The 18,162-nt window shown below is 68.4% G+C and carries 15 protein-coding genes; 9 read left to right on the top strand and 6 right to left on the bottom strand.

What is annotated here, in order from left to right; genetic code table 11:
- Nucleotides 1–449: 449 nt before the first annotated feature.
- The 4 genes from OG927_RS29770 to OG927_RS29755 form a co-directional block, all read right to left on the bottom strand.
- Complete coding sequence (locus tag OG927_RS29770; RefSeq protein ID WP_330321087.1) at nt 450–3,020, bottom strand: family 78 glycoside hydrolase catalytic domain; 2,571 nt, start codon at nt 3,018–3,020, stop codon at nt 450–452.
- 71 nt (nt 3,021–3,091) lie between these two features.
- Nucleotides 3,092–4,000 carry a carbohydrate ABC transporter permease gene (locus OG927_RS29765; RefSeq protein WP_056790307.1) on the bottom strand — a complete coding sequence of 303 codons (909 nt, stop codon included), beginning with the start codon at nt 3,998–4,000 and terminating at the stop codon, nt 3,092–3,094.
- A 4-nt stretch (nt 4,001–4,004) separates the two neighbouring features.
- Nucleotides 4,005–4,889 (bottom strand): carbohydrate ABC transporter permease, encoded by an 885-nt coding sequence (locus tag OG927_RS29760; protein ID WP_330321086.1) that lies wholly within the window; start codon nt 4,887–4,889, stop codon nt 4,005–4,007.
- A 100-nt stretch (nt 4,890–4,989) separates the two neighbouring features.
- Nucleotides 4,990–6,294, bottom strand: a complete 1,305-nt coding sequence (locus tag OG927_RS29755; protein WP_330321085.1) for an ABC transporter substrate-binding protein — start codon at nt 6,292–6,294, stop codon at nt 4,990–4,992.
- Between the two features lie 302 nt (nt 6,295–6,596).
- Between OG927_RS29755 and OG927_RS29750 the strand changes: the two genes are divergently transcribed.
- Entirely contained in the window at nt 6,597–7,610 is a 1,014-nt protein-coding gene (locus tag OG927_RS29750; RefSeq protein WP_056790610.1) for a LacI family DNA-binding transcriptional regulator, read from the top strand.
- Nucleotides 7,611–7,682: 72 nt separating this feature from the next.
- The gene (locus tag OG927_RS29745; protein ID WP_330321084.1) at nt 7,683–8,720 is read left to right on the top strand and encodes a LacI family DNA-binding transcriptional regulator; all 1,038 of its coding nucleotides are present in this window, start codon (nt 7,683–7,685) and stop codon (nt 8,718–8,720) included.
- 10 nt (nt 8,721–8,730) lie between these two features.
- Here OG927_RS29745 and OG927_RS29740 read toward each other — a convergent pair whose 3' ends face one another.
- Nucleotides 8,731–9,978 carry an MFS transporter gene (locus OG927_RS29740; RefSeq protein ID WP_124280431.1) on the bottom strand — a complete coding sequence of 416 codons (1,248 nt, stop codon included), beginning with the start codon at nt 9,976–9,978 and terminating at the stop codon, nt 8,731–8,733.
- A gap of 223 nt (nt 9,979–10,201) precedes the next feature.
- On the bottom strand, nt 10,202–11,134 hold the full coding sequence (locus tag OG927_RS29735; protein WP_056790326.1) for a LysR family transcriptional regulator: 933 nt from the start codon (nt 11,132–11,134) through the stop codon (nt 10,202–10,204).
- A 128-nt stretch (nt 11,135–11,262) separates the two neighbouring features.
- Between OG927_RS29735 and OG927_RS29730 the strand changes: the two genes are divergently transcribed.
- The 7 genes from OG927_RS29730 (at nt 11,263) to OG927_RS29700 (ending at nt 18,149) form a co-directional block, all read left to right on the top strand.
- Entirely contained in the window at nt 11,263–12,261 is a 999-nt protein-coding gene (locus OG927_RS29730) for a fumarylacetoacetate hydrolase family protein (RefSeq protein ID WP_124280432.1), read from the top strand.
- A complete protein-coding gene (locus OG927_RS29725) occupies nt 12,258–13,220 on the top strand; it encodes a cyclase family protein (protein WP_124280433.1) in 963 nt (320 codons plus the stop codon). The genes OG927_RS29730 and OG927_RS29725 overlap by 4 nt, the downstream gene beginning before the upstream one ends.
- Before the next feature lie 29 nt (nt 13,221–13,249).
- Nucleotides 13,250–14,380, top strand: a complete 1,131-nt coding sequence (locus tag OG927_RS29720; RefSeq protein ID WP_124280434.1) for an FAD-dependent oxidoreductase — start codon at nt 13,250–13,252, stop codon at nt 14,378–14,380.
- The gene (locus OG927_RS29715; RefSeq protein ID WP_056790337.1) at nt 14,377–15,381 is read left to right on the top strand and encodes an amidohydrolase family protein; all 1,005 of its coding nucleotides are present in this window, start codon (nt 14,377–14,379) and stop codon (nt 15,379–15,381) included. The genes OG927_RS29720 and OG927_RS29715 overlap by 4 nt, the downstream gene beginning before the upstream one ends.
- A gap of 13 nt (nt 15,382–15,394) precedes the next feature.
- A complete protein-coding gene (locus OG927_RS29710; protein ID WP_319102523.1) occupies nt 15,395–16,333 on the top strand; it encodes a VOC family protein in 939 nt (312 codons plus the stop codon).
- Nucleotides 16,334–16,425: 92 nt separating this feature from the next.
- A complete protein-coding gene (locus OG927_RS29705) occupies nt 16,426–17,397 on the top strand; it encodes a fumarylacetoacetate hydrolase family protein (protein ID WP_057573577.1) in 972 nt (323 codons plus the stop codon).
- Nucleotides 17,394–18,149, top strand: coding sequence for an SDR family NAD(P)-dependent oxidoreductase (locus tag OG927_RS29700; RefSeq protein WP_124280437.1), 756 nt, complete (start codon nt 17,394–17,396; stop codon nt 18,147–18,149). The genes OG927_RS29705 and OG927_RS29700 overlap by 4 nt, the downstream gene beginning before the upstream one ends.
- The last annotated feature ends 13 nt before the right edge of the window (nt 18,150–18,162 follow it).

Genomic DNA, 18,162 nt, shown 5'->3' with positions numbered 1-18,162 from the left:
CGACCGAGCAGTCAGGTACTCGGTCGGCCCCGGCTTGAGGAGGGCCTTCTGCGAACATCTCTTGGAGGCGAAACGCATTTCTTCAGCTCTTTCGAGACGACCGCCGTCGCGTCCCAGGGCAAGCAATTTTGGTGCCCGGCGATAACCGTTCGTGAAACGTTTCGACCAACAAAGGGGAAACTAAGGCCTCTCCCGGCTTCAGGTCAACCCTCGGGGAGCACGCGCCTCAAGGAAATCTCACAACCATCAAGGCAGTCCCTTTCATAGAGCAAAGCGATCTGAAATTTCAATTGAAACACTTTACGAGACCGTCCTTTATCAACCCAATGGATGGATGCCATCCATAGGGCGAATACTGAAGAGTTCGACGAACCGTGGAATGCCAATGACAAAGCCCGGCGCATGCAGGCATGCGCCGGGCTTGCTGTAGCTGATGCGTGAGGGTTCGTTCAGGCAACCTTTATGGCGAGTCTCGCCGTGTCGAGGACGTGGTCGCCTGGTCCCAGAGCGACCGGTGTGCAGCCGGGCAGTTCTGCGGTTGCTTCACAGCCTTCCGGTACGACGATGTCGGCTGTCAGCCCCGTGGCAGTCTGCTCCCATGAGATGGCCACCGTTCCGTAGGGGGTTTCATGCCGGGTGCGGGCCGATGTGATGCCGCCGCCGGGGCGTGGGCGGAAGGTGATCTTCCGGTATCCGGGGCCCGTGGCGGTGATGCCGCCGACCACGCGGTGGAGCCAGTCGGCGACGGCTCCGAGAGCGTAGTGGTTGAACGACGTCATGCCTCCGGGGTTGAGGGTGCCGTCGGGGCGAAGGCTGTCCCAGCGTTCCCAGATCGTCGTGGCGCCCATGGTCACGGTGTACAGCCAGGACGGGCATTCGGTCTGCAGGAGCAGGCGGTAGGCGACGTCGAGGTGCCCGGTGTCGGTGAGCGCGTCACAGATCAGTGGGGTGCCGACGAAGCCGGTGGCGATGCGGGCGTCGTCCTTGACGACCAGCTCGGCCAGGCGGTCGCCGGCCGGCTGCCTCTGCGGCGGGGTCAGCAGACCGAAGGCGAGTGCGAGAGCGTAGGCGGTGGGGCTGTCGCTCGTCATGCGTCCCGATGGAAGGACGTACCGGTGGCGGAAGGCATCGGCCACCTCGTCGGCGAGTGCACTGTATCGCTCGGCATCCTCGTCATTCCCCAGCGCGGCTGCCGACAGGGCGAGGTGGCGGGCGGAGTGCGCGAAATAGGCGGTGGCGACGAGGTAGCGGTCGGTCCGGCCTGCGGCCGGGTCGTCGGGTGGTGCGGCCGGGTCGAGCCAGTCCCCCAGCTGGACGCCTGTGTCCCACAGCCGGGTCGGCCCCGCGAGACCTTCCACGAGGTTGACCCATCTCTTGGCCATGGGGTAATGACGACCTAGCAGGTCAAGGTCGCCGAAGCGCTGGTGGAGCGTCCAGGGGGTGAGCGTGGCGACGTCGCCCCAGGCGGCCCCCGGGTGGATCGGCGTCCACATGGGTTCGCCCGGGATGACGGGGACGTACCAGGGGATCGTGCCGTCGGGCAGCTGCTCGAGACCGACGTCGGTGAGCCAGGAGTCGAGCATGCCCGCGCAGTCGTAGAGGAAGCTTGCGGTGGGGGCGAAGATCTGGATGTCGCCGGTCCAGCCGAGGCGTTCGTCGCGCTGTGGGCAGTCGGTGGGAATGTCGACGAAGTTGCCGCGCATGCTCCACACGACGTTCTCGTGCAGGCGGTTGACCAGGGGGTCGCTGCATTCGAACCAGCCGGTGCGGCGCATGTCCGTGTGGTACACCCGGGCGGTCACCATGTCGGCGGTCAGGTCCGCCGTCCAGCCGCTGACTTCGGCGTAGCGGAAGCCGTGGAGGGTGAAGCGTGGTTCCCAGCTGAGCGGGCCCCGTCCGGAGAGGATCAGGGTGTCGGTGGCGTAGGCCTCGCGCAGCGGCCGGGTGGCGAGTTCGCCCTCCTCCAGGACCTCGGCGTGCCGGAGGGTGACGGTGGTGCCGGCCGGGCCGTCAAGGGTGACGCGGAGGCGGCCGACAAGGTTCTGGCCGAAGTCGAGCAGGTGGCGGTCGTCGCCGGTGCGGGTCACCTCGACCGGTGCGATCTCCTCGGTGCAGCGCACCGGTGGGCCCGTAGGGGCGACGAGAGTGCCGAGGTCACGGCTGTTGGTGCGTACCGGGGTCCATTCTCCCGCGCCCTGGCCGGTGGGGGTGGCCCAGCCGGGGTCGTGCAGCCGGGCGTCGAACGTCTCGCCCTCGTAGAGGCCGCTGGTCAGAATCGGCCCGGGGGCGGCCCTCCAGGTGCCGTCCGTGGCGACGATGGCCATGGTCCCGTCCTCGTACGTCACCTCGAGCTGGGCGATGAGCGACTGATCGGTGCCGTAGATGTTGCGGGTGCCGCCGTCGAAGCCGTACTTGCCGCGGTACCAGCCGTCACCGAGCCACGCGCCGATGGTGTTGGCGCCTTCGGTGAGGTGTCCGGTGACATCGTGGGTGCGGTAGCGCAGACGGTGCGGGTAGACCGTCCAGCCTGGAGCGAGGGTCTCGTCGCCGACCCGGCGCCCGTTGATCTCCGCCTCGTACAGGCCGTGAGCCGTGATGTAGAGGCGGGCGCTGGTGACACGGCCGTCGAGGTGGAAGCCCTTGCGGACGCGTGCCGGGCGACGGCCGGCTTCCGGGTCCTCGTCCCAGGCTGCACCGACCGGGACCGCGTGCCAGTCGGCTGCGTCGAGCAGGCCCGCCTCGACCACGCTTGGCCCGCTCCAGCCCGAGGGGGCATCGGAGTCCCTCGTCCAGACGCGAACACGAACGGTTACACGTTCGCGGGAGGTCAGCGGTGCGCCGGGCCAGGCGACGAGCACCTGGTCCCGGCTGGCGACGCGGCCGGTGCGGTCGGCCCGTCCGGCGCGGGTGAGTTCGACTTCGTACGCCTCCTGGGAACCGCCGCCTTTCGGCAACGTCCACGTCAGGCGCGGGGCGGAAGCCCCGATTCCGAGGCCGTCCGGGAGATGTTCGAAGGACACCGATGAGGGCTGAGGGGGGAGCAAGGAAAGCCTTTCGTCACGTACACGGGAGCGGGGGTCGCGGGCGTGGCTCAGCCCTTGACCGCTCCCGAGGTGAGGCCCTTCATGACCTTCTGGTTGAGGAAGAGATAGATCAGGAGGGTGCCGAACACGTTGATGCAGATCGCGGCGAACAGCGGCCCGTACTGCGTGGCGCCGAAGTCTCCGGTGAAGTTGAGCAGACCGACCTGGATGGTCCGGAGGTCCTGGTTGTTGGTGAAGGTCAGCGCGATGAGCAGGTCGTTCCAGATGAAGAAGAACTGCACCAGGCCGACCGTGAGCAGGGCGTTGCGGACCAGGGGCACGCTGATGGTCCAGAAGGCGCGCAGGATGCCGGCGCCGTCGATGGTGGCGGCCTCGAAGAGTTCGCGGGGGACGGTGCGGTAGTACGTGGCCATCATGAAGACGGTCAGTGGCAGGCCGGTTCCGGTGTAGGTGAGGATCAGCGGCCACAGGGTGCCGGACAGACCTGCCTGGAAGTACACCGTGAACAGCGGCAGGAGGATCATCTGCGGGGGGACCATCATGCCCGCCAGGAAGACGAGAAGGGTGAGGCTGCGGCCCTTCCACACCATGATCTGCAGGGCGAATCCCGCGGCCGTGCCCAGGAGCAGCATGAGTGCCAGCGCGGGCAGGACGGCGAGCAGGCTGTTCTGGACGTAGAGACCCAGGTGGCCGGTGGTCCATGCCTCGGAGTAGTTGCCCCATTCCCAGGTCGTGGGCAGGCTCCAGGTGGAGTTGTTCAGGTAGTCGTCGTTGGACTTCAGGGAGGTCAGGAACATCCAGATCAGCGGGTAGATCTCGACGACCAGCAGCAGGGTGACGACGATCTTTACCCACAGGCGCCGCGGCGCCCGGGCCCTGCGGCTCGGCCCGGTGTTCCCGGACGGCCCTCGGCTCCAGCGGCCTGCGGAGGTCTTCACAGGTGTGTCGATGGCCATGTGTTCAGCCCTCCGTGATGTCGCGCTGCGAGACGCGGTAGACGACCAGGCTCACCAGCAGGCACACAACCGTCAGCAGCAGGGCGATGGCGCTGCCGTAGCCGTAGTCGCTGTAGGTGAACGACGTCTGGAACATGTACAAGGTCAACGGGGTGGTGCCGTTGCCGGGGCCGCCGTTGGTCAGGGCGACGACGGAGTCGAAGACCTTCAGGGTGCCGTTGATGCTGAAGATGAGCGACGACATCAGCACCGGCAGGGACAGCGGGAGCACGATGTGGCGGATCAGCCGGAGCCCCGAGGCGCCGTCAAGGCGGGCCGATTCGAGGACCTCGTCGGGGATGTCCACCAGGCCGGCGAAGAGCAGCACGGCGTAGAAGCCCATGGATCGCCAGATGTCCATGACGATCAGCACCCAGAATGCGCTTCCCGCGCTGCCGAAGAAATCGATGGAATCAAGCCCGACCGCGTTGAGGAGCGAATTGACCGGGCCTGTCTGCGGGGCGACCTGGAAAAACTTCTGGAAGAGCAGGCCCACGGCGACGGTGGGCAGCACGACGGGAAAGAAGGCCAGGGTTCGGATGAGCGCGGAGGACTTCTTGAGGAAGAACACGTAGAGCAGTGCCAGCAGATAGCCGGCGACGACCTGTCCTACCGTGACGATGGCGGCGTATTTGAGAGTGAACCACAGGGCGTCACGGACGGCCGGGTCATCGAACAGGCGGGAGAAGTTGGCGGCCCCGTTTCCGGAGAAGCCGTCGATGGTGTTGCCCTTGGTGAAGGAATACCCGAGCGACCACACGATCGGGACCAGCATGATCAATGAATAGACCAGAAGGGCGGGACCGAGGAGGATCGCGATGGCCCTGCGGTCACCGAGTACGCGGTGCATGGATGGTGTCCACTTCGTTTCCGTTGAAGACTTGTCGGAACGGAACCGGGGGCGGCCCACGCGTACGGCGCGAGGAGGCCGATGGACCGCCCCCGGTTGATCACTGGGCGGCCAGCGCGTCCTGGACGGTCTTCATGAACTGCTCGGGGCTCATGCTGCCGCCGACCAGGCCGGCGGCGTTGGTCTGGCTGACCGTGGTGGCCTTGGTGCTGAACAGGGCCTCGAACCACAGCACGTTCTGCTTCGAGGCGCCGATGGTGTCGCGGACCTGCGCGGTGACCTCGTTGGCGTCCTTCACCTCGGTGTTTACCTTGAAGCCCGATATTGAGCCATGGTCCTTGAGGGCCGTGCTGCCGTAGTTCTTGGCGATACAGGACACCCACTCGCCGGTCTTCTTGTCGAAGGACTTCGCACCCAGGGTGATGCCGAGACCGACGTTGGAGGGGTACTGGTCGACGGAGCCCTCGCCGCCGGCGACTGCCGGGAAGGGCATGAAGCCGACGTTCTCCGCGCCGCCCTTGTTCTGCTTCGCGTCGGAGATGTTCGCCAGTGCCCAGCTGCCCATGTAGAACATGGCGGCCTTGCCGTTGAGGAACTGGTTCATGGCGGTGTCGTAGTCGATGGATCCGACGCCCTTGCCGAAGTAGCCCTCCTTGCCTAGGGCGGCGATCTCCTCGGCCGCCTTCACGTACTCGGGGTCGGTCAGCTTCGCCTTGCCGTCGGCCACGTTCTGGAGGGCGTCGGGTCCCAGACTGCGGTACAGGTAGGTGCTCACCAGGCGGGTGATGGGCCACCCTTGCTGGCCGGAGGCGGAGAAGGGCTGAATGTCCTTGGCGTCCAGCTTCGCCGCGCCGGCCACCAGCTCGTCCCAGGTGCCCGGCACGGCTATGCCGTTCTCCTGGAAGAGCTTCTTGTTGTAGAAGATGCCCTCGATGTTGTATTCGTACGGCAGCACCTCGACCTTGCCGCCGTACAGCGCCTTGATCGTGGAGACGGCGGCAGGCTCCAGCTGGTCGAGGACGCCGAGAGACTTGAGCTCCTTCTCCAGGTCGGCGACCTTGCCCGACTTCTCCAACTGCTGTGTCAACGCTGGAGCGTTGCCCGCAGCGAACTGCACCGGCAGCGCGTCCTGGCCGGCCAGCAGTTGCAGCTTCTGGTCCAGGCTCGCCTGCGGGACGGTCTCCACCTTCAGCGGCAGCGCGTCGTTCGCCGACTTGCACGCACCCTTGGACATGGTGGTCAGGGCGGTCTTGACGGTCGTGTTCTCGGTGACGCTCAGGTAGCTGAACTCCTTGGGCGCGGCCGAGGATCCGGCGCCGCTACCGCCACAGGCGCTGGTGAGCAGCGCCAGCGAGGCGGTGCCGGCCGTGAACAAGCTCAGACGCGCACGACGAACGCGGGGCATGCGAAGGGACACGGAAGACTCCCGGAGGTCTTTGAGAGAGGGGCGAGGAACGGCGAGCGGCGCTGAGGAAGGTAGACGGGTCCGACCGCGCAGAAGGCTGTGTGTAACGTTCTCCACCACGAAGTGAGCAACACCCTGCACCGCACCGATGGATCCGTCAAGACACGGAGCTGTAACACTGAGGCATGGGACAGTAGCCTTGTCGTCATCCAGGCGTCATTATGTAGACCGTTACACCGACGCCTAGGAAATCCGGAGTGCTGACGATGGGCGGGTCCGCCACACCGAAGCAGAACAAGCGTGTGACCATCACCGACGTCGCGCGGCATGCGGGCGTGTCCGTCGCCGCGGTGTCCAAGGTGTTGCGCAACGCCTACGGCGTGAGCCCGGGCATGCAGGAGAAGGTGCGGACTGCCATCGCCGAGCTGGACTACCGGCCGCAGGCGGCGGCCCGCGGGATGCGGGGACGGACATATACGATCGGTGTGCTCCTGGACAACGTCCGCAACGCCTTCTTCGCGGACATCCTCGACGGCATCCAGGAGGAGCTCCGTACCAGCGAGTACACGGTGCTGATCGGCGCGGCCGGCTTCGACCCGGATGAACAGGCGAAGACCATTCGTTCCATGGTCGACCGTCAGATGGACGGCCTGATTCTCATTGCTCCGGGGACCTCGCGCGCAGAAGTACTGGCGACGGCGGCGGCCACCCCGACCGTCGTCATCGGCCACCACGACGGCACCGACGCTCATGACTCGGTGGTCGACGCCGACGACACGGGCGCGGGACTGGTGGTGGATCACCTGGTGGCGCTCGGCCATCGGGACATCGCCCTTGTGTCCGCCCCCGGCACCAAGGCCAATCAGTGGAAGCGCACCCCCGAGGTCGTCCTGACCGCCGGCTACCGCTCTGCCATGGAACGCCACGGCCTCGCCGAGCGCGTGCAGGTCCATCACGCCGCGTACTCCGACGAAGGAGGCTTCAAGGCGGGCATGACCCTGCTGACGGACGAGCGACGGCCGACCGCCGTCATGGCCGGCGCCGACGTGGCCGCTCTGGGCATCTATCGGGCGGCCCACGAACTCGGGCTGCGTATCCCGGAAGACCTTTCGCTCGTCGGCTACAACAACACCGCCCTCGCCGCGCTCGCCACCGTCCAGCTGACCAGTGTCGACCAGGCCGGGCACACCATGGGCTCTTCCGCCGCGCGCATGCTGATCGAGCGCGTGGAGGGCCGACGCGACAGGGCCATGCAGACCTCCATGACACCGCGACTGGTGGTACGGGGCAGCACAGCCGCCCTGAGCGGCAGTTAGACCGCGTATGGAAGCGGGCCTGCCGTGTGCTCCCCGACGTGTCTGGAACCAAGGCTCATACAGGGGGCTCTGATGAACCATGAGAATGCCGCACGCCGCAGAGTGGGCATAAAGGATGTCGCGCGGGAGGCCGACGTCTCCCTCGGCACCGTTTCCAACGTGCTCAACCGCCCGGAACTCGTCGCTGGGCCCACCCGGACCCGCGTACTGGCAGTAATCGACTCGTTGGGGTACGTAAGGACAGAAGGAGCCCGGCAACTGCATGGATGGGCGGCCCGTGTCCTCGCAGTGCTCGTGCCAGATCTGGCTCACCCGTTCTTCACCGCCCTGGCCATGGGCGTGGAACAGGCCGCCCGCGAGGCCGACCTCGGTGTGATGCTCTGCACCGGCACCCGCGACCCCGAAGAGGAGACGCGCCATCTCTCCCTGATCACCTCGCACCGGATCCGAGGTGCCGTGCTGACCTCCGGAGAGGCCGTCGGGCGCACAGTGGCTGCCTTCCGGCGGAGTACTGTTCCCTTCGTCATCGCCGACCAGCACGGCCCCCAGCCCGGCGCCTGCTCCGTCGGCATCGACGATGTGACGGGTGGGTACGCCGCGGTACGCCACTTGATCGACCAAGGGCATCGCTCCATCGCCTATGTCAGCGGTCCGGACCTCCAGCAGGTACGGGACCGCCGCAGGGGAGCAGTCAACGCCGTCACCCAGGCCGGACTCCAGCTCACAGCCCTGAGGGAGTTCGCCTGTGCGGACCTGACCGTGGGCGCGGGTAAGGACGCCGGGCACCGCATTCTCGGGCTCACCCACCGCCCTTCCGCCGTTTTCTGCGCCAACGACCTGCTTGCCCTGGGCGTACTCCAGGCGCTGTACGAAGCCGGGCTGAAGGTGCCGGAGGACCTCGCGGTGGTCGGCTACGACGACATCGAATTCGCCGCGTCCGCCGTCGTCCCGCTCACCTCGGTGCGCCGGCCCGCCGTGGCGATGGGCCGGCAGGCCGGCCGCCTGCTCGTCGAGGAGACGACCCGCGGCGCCGGCCACGAACACGCCCACGTCGTACTGCAGCCGGAACTGGTCGTGCGCCGGTCGACCCTGGCCGTACCGGCGCGGTGACCTGGATCGGTCAGGGCTGTTCAGGAGCATGGTGATGCAGCTCCCGCTGCCTTGTACGGCGCGTCAAGGGCAGCAGTGCGGCCGAGACCAGCAGGGTGACCAGTCCGAGTAGCCCGACAGCTGATGCCAGGTCGCCCAGAACTTCCTTGCCTCCCAGGAGGACCAGTGGGCAGACGAACTCACCGAGAAAGAACGCCGCCGTCCACAGTCCGGTACCGCGCCCTCGGTCGGCGAAGTCGAGCCGGGACATCGCCAGCGTCAGCAGCGAGGGCAGAAGCAGCCCCGTCCCGACGCAGTTCAACACGGCGCCTGCAATCAACACGGGGAGACTTTCGGCGGTTCCCATGACAAGGAAGCCGGCGGCACACAACAAGAAGAGTGCCGGCAGTCGACGTCGCGGCCGGTCGGTGAGCCGGGTGAAGACGATCGAGCCGACAACGGTGGCGGCGCTGGCGATCGCCGTAACCCCTCCGATGACGCCGGTGGACTCCACACCCAAGTCGTCGAGGAGGTAGGACATCTCCACAGGGACGGCGTAAAAGACAACCGCACCGAACACCGTCAGCAGACACAGGCCGGCCATCCGGCGCACGGGAAAGGGCCGACGCTCGGCCTCGACGGGCTCCTCCCCTGCAACACGCTTCGCACTGGGCGCCGGTGCCGGCAGCACCCGGGCCATGACGGGGGCAAGCAGCAGACCCACCGCGTACAGCCAGAAGGGTGCACGCCAGCTGACCGCCCCGAGAGCACCTCCGCATACGAAGAAGACGGTGGCGGATGCCGACGCGCACATCGTCTGGAGGGCGAAATAGCGGTCACGGACCTTGCCGGTGTAGTAGTCACCGATCAGGGTGGTGCAACAGGTCATGATGGCCGCTTCAGCGATCCCCAGCAGCACGCGGCTGACCACGATGCCGGGCAGGGAGTCCAGCCACAGCGGCACTGTTCCGAACAACGTGTACAGGATCGTCGCCACGACCAACAAGCGTTTACGGCCGAGTCGATCGACGATGACACCCGCGAACGGGGCAAGGAGAGCCAGTGACAGCGCCGGGATCGTCAGCACCAGGGGGACCAAAGCCGCGTTACCCGGTACACCCTCGAAGTGGTCCTGCATGCGAGGCAGAACCGGAGCAAGCAGCACAGCGCCGAGGATGGGCAGACAACTGCCGGCCATCAGCAGAGCAGCCGGCAGCCTGCCCGCCACAGCCGGGTGGTCATCGCGCTCACTGACAGGCGGGTCAGCAGAAACCGGCATGGCGGTACTCCAGGATGCGAGGCGGGAAGGTCGCGCCATGAAGCGTGCGAGTCCGGCTGTCGGAGATCGCGGCGCATGGGCGCGTGACGTGCCATGACTATGCGGTCCGGGCGCTGCACTGCCCACCCCTCACGCGATCCAAGTTTCGGATGACGTCGATCCAAGCCGTGGATGGCGCGATGTTTCCCCGCCAGGTCTCACTTCTGGCCGTCGGGACGCACACTCATCGGTCTGCGGTCGGCGCCTCGGCCACGTCGGCCATGCGCCTGCCTACGCGGGCAGTCGTTTCACGCAGCCAGATGTGGGCCGCGTCGTGCGTGTGCACCGGGTGCCACCACATCGCCTCCCGCAGCGGGACCGCTTCGTAGGGCGGCTGCACCACGTGCACGGCTGCGAGCGGTGCGAGGAGCCGCGCGAGACGGGCCTGGATCAGGGCGACGCGCCGAGTGCCCGCCACCAGCAGCGGCAGCAGTTGAAAGCTGTCGACGGAGACTTCCACGCGTGGCTCGATGCCGAGCATGCCGAGCTGGCGCACGGCGGGGGCGTCGTAGGTCCGCTGGTAGGTGACCCACGGCAACCGTCCCAGATCGTTGAGGGTGAGCCGGTCCTCGACGCTCGGGTGGTCGTCCGAGACGAGGAAGACCCAGCTGTCCTCGTAGAGGTCGGTGGCGGGGAAGTCACTGATGACGCCGTGCGGCATGAGCAGACCGTCGGTGGTGCTCAGCAGCGTGGCCGTGTCGTCGACCACGGTGGGCGGGGTCTGGACGAAGCGCAGCCGGATGCCGGGCGCCTCCTCGTGGACCACCCGGGCGAGTTCGGCCCCGAACACGGCGACCGCGTAGTCGGACGCCACCAGTTTGAACTCGCGCTTCTCGCTGCCCGGATCGAAGTCGGCCTGACTGGCGAAGAGGCGTTCCACCACTTCGTAGGCGGTGGCAGTGCGATGCAGGAGAACTTGGCCGAGGGCGGTGAGTTCGTAGTGTCCGCCGACACGGGCGAGCAGATCGTCGCCGAAGTGGCGGCGCAGCCGGGCGAGGGAAGCGCTCATCGCGGGCTGACTGAGCCCGACGCGCTCCCCGGCGCGCGTGACGTTGCGCTCCTCCAGCAGGGCACGCAGAGCGACGACGAGGTTGAGGTCGAGGCGGGCCAGATTCACGAGATTTCCCCTTGCGGTAAGGCGCTGACCAGGAAGGAATAAACACGATGGATGAGGGCCATCCACAGAATCGATTTCCGTGATCCCGGGTGCTGGGTCCAGATTAGTCACACCGCAATCAGGAGGACATGTTCGTGAAATCTGCATCCGCGTCCGCGCTGTTCGCCGGGCCGTTCGCTCTGGCCACGCTCTCGGTACCGGACGGGCCGGCCTTTCCCGCGCTCGTCACGGCGGACGCCCAGGTAGTCGACCTGCGCGCCGCCTTTGGTGACGAGGCCCTGTCCATCCGTAGTCTCCTGGAGACCTGGGACACGGCTGCGGAGCGGCTTACGGCGCTGGCAGGCGACAGTGCTCAGGAGCGAAGGCCTCTGGCGGACTTTCGGGTGCACGCACCGGTCGAGCCCCGCCAGGTGTTCCAGTCGGGCGCCAATTACCGGCAGCACGTGATTGACCTGCATGTCGCGCACCGGGACCCCTCCGACGACCGTTCCGAGGAGGAGCGCCGTGCGGAGGCCGCGGAGATCATGGACCGCCGGGCGAACGAGGACCTGCCCTACGTCTTCATCGGTCTGCCGAGCGCGATCACCGGCCCGTACGACGATGTCGTACTCCCCTCCTGGGCCGAGAAGCCCGACTGGGAGCTGGAGCTGGTGGCGGTCATCGGCCGCCCCGCCCACCAGGTGACCGTGGCCGAGGCCCTCAGCCACGTCGCCGGCTACACCATCGCCAACGACCTCACCGACCGCGCCACCGTCTTCCGCCGGGACATGCCGCAGATCGGCACCGACTGGCTGCGCAGCAAGAACGCCCCCGGGTTCACCCCGCTCGGCCCCTGGATCGTGCCGGCCGAGTCCGTCGCGGACACCGACGACCTGCGTCTCGTGCTGAAGCTGAACGGCGAAACCATGCAGGACGAGACCACGAAGGACATGATCTTCGACGTCGCACGCATGGTCTCCTACGCTTCGCAGACTGCCCGGCTTCTGCCCGGTGACCTGGTACTGACTGGCTCCCCGGCCGGGAACGGCATGCACTGGGGGCGGCTGCTGCGCGACGGCGATGTCATGGACGGCTCCATCACCGGACTCGGTGCTCAGCGCACCCACTGTGTCGCGGAGGCGTCATGACCCTTGACCGCACCGATCCCGAGGGCTCGATCGCCGAGGCCGCCAAGGCGTACTCCAATTGGGGACGTTGGGGCGCGGACGACGTATTGGGCACCCTCAACTTCCTGGACGAGGCGAAGCGGCGTGAGGCCGCCGCGCTCATCCGCCGGGGCGCCAGTTTCTCGCTCGCCCAGAGCTTCGACATGAACGGCCCGCAGAAAGGCTGGCGCCGCCGCACCAATCCGGTGCACACCATGCTCGACACCGGCACCGACGCGGCACTCGGCCTGCAGGGCTTCCCGCACGGCCTCGGCGGTGCCGACGACGTCATCGCGATGCCGCTGCAGTGCTCGACCCAGTGGGACGGGCTCGGCCACATCTTCGACCACGGCAAGACGTGGAACGGCCGGGACGCGGCGAAGACCGTCACCTCCGAAGGCGACCTGGTCACCGGCATCGAGCACATGGCCCCGCACGTCGCCGGACGTGGCGTGCTCCTGGACGTCGGCCGCACGATCGGTGAGGACGGTGAGCTGCCCGACGGCTTCGCCATCACCGAGGAACACCTGACGGCGACTGCTGAGGCCCTGGGCGTGAGCGTCGGTCGCGGCGACATCGTCCTGGTCCGTACCGGACAGCTCGCCCGCGCCCGCCGCGACGGCTGGGGCGACTACGCGGGCGGACCCGCCCCCGGCCTGTCCTTCACCACCGCCGGCTGGCTGCACGGCAGTGAGATCGCCGCGATCGCGACCGACACCTGGGGCTTCGAGGTGCGGCCCAACGAGTTCGACGTCGCCTTCCAGCCGCTGCACCAGGTCGCCATCCCCAACATCGGCCTGCTCATCGGGGAGATGTGGGACCTGGAGGCACTTGCCGAGGACTGTGCCGCCGACGGCGCGTACGAATTCTGGCTCACCGCAGCGCCTCTTCCCATCACCGGTGCGGTCGGCTCCCCCATCAACCCGGTCGCCGTCAAGTAGTCCCAGCCAGGAACAAGGGAGTTCCCCCAATGAATGAAGCTCGTACGGTCCTGGTGATCGGTGGCGGCGCGGCCGGGAACGCCGTGACCCTACTGCTGCGGCGAGCCGGCCTCGACGTACACCTGATCGAGGCCAAGGACGACTGGAACGCCACCGCCGGCTCCGGCATCACCCTCCAGGGCAACGCCCTGCGCGTGCTGCGTGAGCTGGGCGTGTGGGAGCGCATTGAGGCTTCCGGCTTCGGCTTCGGGTCGGTCGGCATCACCGCCCCTGACGGGACCGTCCTGCACGCGCAGGACGACATCCGCAGCGGTGGCGACGACCTCCCCGCCACCGTCGGCATGCAGCGGCCCCAGCTCCAGCGCATCCTGATCGAGGCCGTACGCGCAAGCGGCGCCTCCGTCCGCCTGGGGGTCACCGCAGAGATCATGGACCAAGACGCTGACGGCGTCTCCGTCCGCTTCAGTGACGGCTCCGAGGGCCGCTACGACCTGGCGATCGCCGCGGACGGCCTCGGCTCCACGACCCGGGCCGCCATCGGCATCACGGCGAAGCCCGAACCGACCGGCATGGCCATCTGGCGCGTCGCCGCCCCCCGCCCCGCAGGCGTGGAGCGCACCGACCTCGCCTATGGCGGCCCGGCCTTCATCGCCGGCTACTGCCCGACCAGCGACACCACGCTCTACGCGTACGTCGTCGAGTCCAACCGCGACCGCGCCTCGATCCCCCCGGAGTCGTACGCCGACGAGATGCGCCGCCTGGCCTCCGCCTACGGCGGCAACTGGCCGGAGATCACCGAGCACATCACCGACCCGGCGCAGGTCAACTACACGTGGTTCGACCGCATGCTGGTCGAGGGCTCGTGGCACCGGGGCCGGGTCGTCCTCGTCGGCGACGCCGCCCACTGCTGCCCGCCCACCCTCGCCCAGGGTGCCGCCCTGTCCCTGGAGGACGCCTGGGTCCTCGCTCAGCTCCTGACCGAGTCCGACACCTGGGACGACACGCTGTTCCAGCAGTACTACGAGCGGCGGATCGCAAGGGTCCGGCCGGTGGTGGAAGCGTCTGTACAGATCGGGCAGTGGCAGCTCGACGGCGTACGCGATGCCGATGTTCCCGGCCTGATGGGCCGCACCATGACGATGCTCCGGGAGCTGCCGTGACCGCCCCGACCGTGGACGTACACGCGCACGTCCTGCTTCCCGCGATCGAGGCGCTCGTGGCCGGCCTGCCCGGCCACGAGGCGGCGAAGGCCCTGGACGCCCGTCGCAACGGCGCCGAGGCCCTCGCGGTGAGCGGCCCCATGGTGGGTGAGCGCATCCCTAAGCTGACCGACGTTGCCGTGCGCCTCGCGGCGATGGACCAGCAGGGCGTCGACGTGCAGTTGGTCAGCCCGTCCCCCTCGCACTACCACTACTGGGCCGACGAGGAGACGGCCGAGCAGGTGTACCGGCTGGCCAACGAGACGACCGCGGCGCACTGCGCGGCGTCCCCCAAGCGGCTGCGGGGGCTCGGACTCGTACCCCTCCAACACCCTGACCTGGCTGTCGAAGCCCTCGACGACGCCCTGGGACACGGGCTCCTGGGCGTGGAGATCTCCAGTCATGCACCGGGGCGCGAGTTGTCCGACCCCGCGTACGAGCCTCTGTGGACCCGGGCGGAGGAGAGCGGTGCGGTGCTCTTCCTGCACCCCTTCGGGTGCACGCTCGACGAGCGCCTGGACCGGTGGTACCTGTCCAACACCGTCGGCCAGCCCACCGAGAACGCCGTCGCCCTCTCCCACCTCATCTTCTCCGGGGTGCTCGACCGGCACCCCGGGCTGAAGCTGATCGCCGCCCACGGCGGGGGCTACCTGCCCACCCACATCGGCCGCTCCGACCACGCCTGGTCCACCCGCCCCGACGCGGGCGCCGGGTGCGCGCACCTGCCGAGCAGCTATCTCAAGCGGCTGTACTTCGACTCGCTCGTCCACGACCCGCACGTCCTGCGGGAGCTGATCCGGGTGGCCGGGGCCGATCGCGTCCTGCTCGGTTCCGACTTCCCCTTCGATATGGGTGCCGACGACCCCGTCGCCGCTTTGCGGGCAGCCCGGCTGTCCGAGGCCGATCTCGACGCCGTACGCGGCCGGAACGCCTCAGCCCTGCTCAACCTCACCCTCGCCTGAGGAGGAAACCACCATGAGCGCACGCCTGCTCACCCACCTGCGTCACGTCGACCTGGCGGTGCCGGACTACGACAAGCAACTCGACTTCTACGCCGGCGTCTGGGGCCTCACCAAGGTCACCGAGGACTCCGGGATCTCCTTCCTGGCCGCCGAGGGCTCCCCCGAGCAGTACGTCGTGCGGCTGCGCAGGGCCGAGGAGAAGCGGCTCGACCTCGTCTCCTACGGCGCCGCGAACCCCGCCGACGTGGACACCCTCGCCGAGCGGCTCCTCGCCGGCGGCGTACAGCTGGTCTCGCAGCCCGGCGCCGTCGACACCCCCGGCGGGGGGTACGGCTTCCGCTTCTTCGACGTCGACGGCCGCACCATCGAGGTCTCGGCCGACGTCGAGGTCCGGCAGCACCGCAAGATCGAGGAGAAGGAGGCCATCCCGGTCAAGCTCTCCCACGTCGTCCTCAACTCCCCCGACCTGAACCGCACCCGTGAGTGGTACGAGCGCCACCTCGGCTTCGCCCTGTCCGACACGCTGTCCTCACCGCACATGGGCGAGGTCATGCACTTCATGCGGATCAGCACCCAGCACCACTCCATGGCCATCGCCCAGGGCCCGCACACCGCGCTGCACCACGTCTCCTTCGAGATGCGCGGCATCGACGAGTACATGCGCGGTTCCGGCCGTGTCATGCGGGCCGGCTTCCGCAAGATCTGGGGTCCCGGACGGCACATGGCGGGCGACAACACCTTCACGTACTTCCTCGACCCGCACGGCAACACCGTCGAGTACACGACGGAGCTGGAGAACCTCGACGAGGACACCTGGCACCCGCACGTCTACGACTTCTCCCGTCCCGAGGTCACCGACCAGTGGGGCACGGCCAACGCGATGAACGAGATCGTCGCCAAGGAGTCCTTCAACGACCCCGACCGCGGCCTGTTCGTCGCCCCGCCGGTCTGATCCAGGACCACTCCCCTCCTGTCGGGGGCCGCTGCGGCCGTGTCACACACACGGCCGCAGCGGCCCTTCCCCGCCCCTTCTGGAGCCGCACCATGCGATTCGCCGCTTACGAACATCAGCACCGCCCCCGGGTGGCCGTCGTGGAAGAGGACGGCACGCTCTTCCCCCTGCCCGGCGTCACCTCACTCACCACGCTGCTCACGGAGACCGACGGGCTGCCCGGCCTGCTCGCCGCGGGCGCGGCGGCCCTCGACGTGCCCGCCGGGCCGCACGTCTCCCAGGTCCGCCTGCTGCCCCCGCTCCGGCCCGCCTCGGTACGCGACTTCGTGACCTTCGAGGAGCACGTCGAAGGGGTGCGCCGCGCGGTCGACGGCGTCGCCGGAGTGCCCGAGCAGTGGTACGCGGCACCGACCTTCTACTTCACCAACCCGCACGCGGTCTACGGCCCCCACGACGACGTCCCGGTGCCGCCCGGCTCTGCCGCGCTCGACTTCGAACTGGAGGTCGCCGCCGTCATCGGCCGCGAGGGCCGCGACCTCACCCCGGAGCAGGCCCGCGACCACATCGTCGGCTACACGGTCTTCAACGACTGGTCCGCACGCGACCTGCAGTCCGCGGAGATGAAGGTCGGCCTCGGCCCCTGCAAGGGGAAGGACACCGCGACGACCCTCGGCCCGTACCTCGTGACCCCCGACGAGCTGGAGCCCCACCGCGACGCCGACGGCTTCCTGCGCCTCGCGCTGACGGCCGAGGTCAACGGCGAGACCGTCGGCACGGACCTGCTCTCCCACATGAGCTGGACCTTCGAGGAGATGACCGCCTACGCCTCACGCGGCACCCGGGTCGTCCCCGGTGACGTGCTCGGCTCCGGCACCTGCGGCAACGGCGGGTGCCTCGCCGAACTGTGGGGCCTGCGCGGCACGCAGGACCCACCGCCGCTGAAGCCGGGTGACACCGTCACCCTCACCGTCGAGGGAATCGGCTCACTCACCAGCACCGTCGTCCCGGGCGCCGAGCCCGTGCCGCTGCCGGCCGGCCGCCGCCGCGGCAGGGAGCGGCCGTGACCGGCCCGGGCGCGGGACGGCTCCGGGACAAGGTCGTGGTCGTCACCGGCGCCGCCCGCGGCCAGGGAGCAGCCGAGGCCTCCGCCCTGGCACGCGAGGGCGCCCACGTCATCGCGACGGACGTCGAACCCGTGGACGAGTGCCGCAGGCTGGACGTGACCAGTGAGAAGGACTGGGCTGAGCTCGCCGCCGACCTGAGGGAGGCATACGGCCAGGTGCACGGCCTGGTCAACAACGCGGGCATCACCTGGCGGGCCCGCGTGGGCGACGTACGCCCCGAGGACATGGCTCGCGTCCACGCAGTCAACGTCACCGGCCCTCTCCTGGGCATCCAGCACCTCGTGCCCCTGATGCCCCCGGGCTCCTCCATCGTGAACGTCGGCTCCTCCGCTGCTCTCACCGCCCATTACCCGGTCGCGTACACGACCAGTAAGTGGGCGCTGCGGGGCCTGTCCAAGACGGCGGCGCTGGAACTCGGCCCGCGCGGTATCCGTGTCAACACGGTCCATCCCGGCTACATCGAGACCGAGATGACCGCTTCCGCCGCCCCGGCTTTCCGCGAGACAAACATCCGCGAAACCCCGCTGGGGCGTACCGGAAGCGTCGACGAGGTGGCTCCGCTGGTGGTCTTCCTGCTGTCCGACCAGTCGTCGTTCATCACCGGGGCCGAGATACCCGTCGACGGCGGCCTCACCGCACACGGCGGCGTCAAGTCCGTCTCCGACGCCCTGCGCCCCGAGGCCGCTGAGTGAACCGGCTCGAAGG

The organism is Streptomyces clavifer (assembly GCF_036345975.1).
GTDB lineage: Bacteria > Actinomycetota > Actinomycetes > Streptomycetales > Streptomycetaceae > Streptomyces > Streptomyces clavifer.
This window is presented reverse-complemented; position numbering and strand designations above follow the sequence as displayed.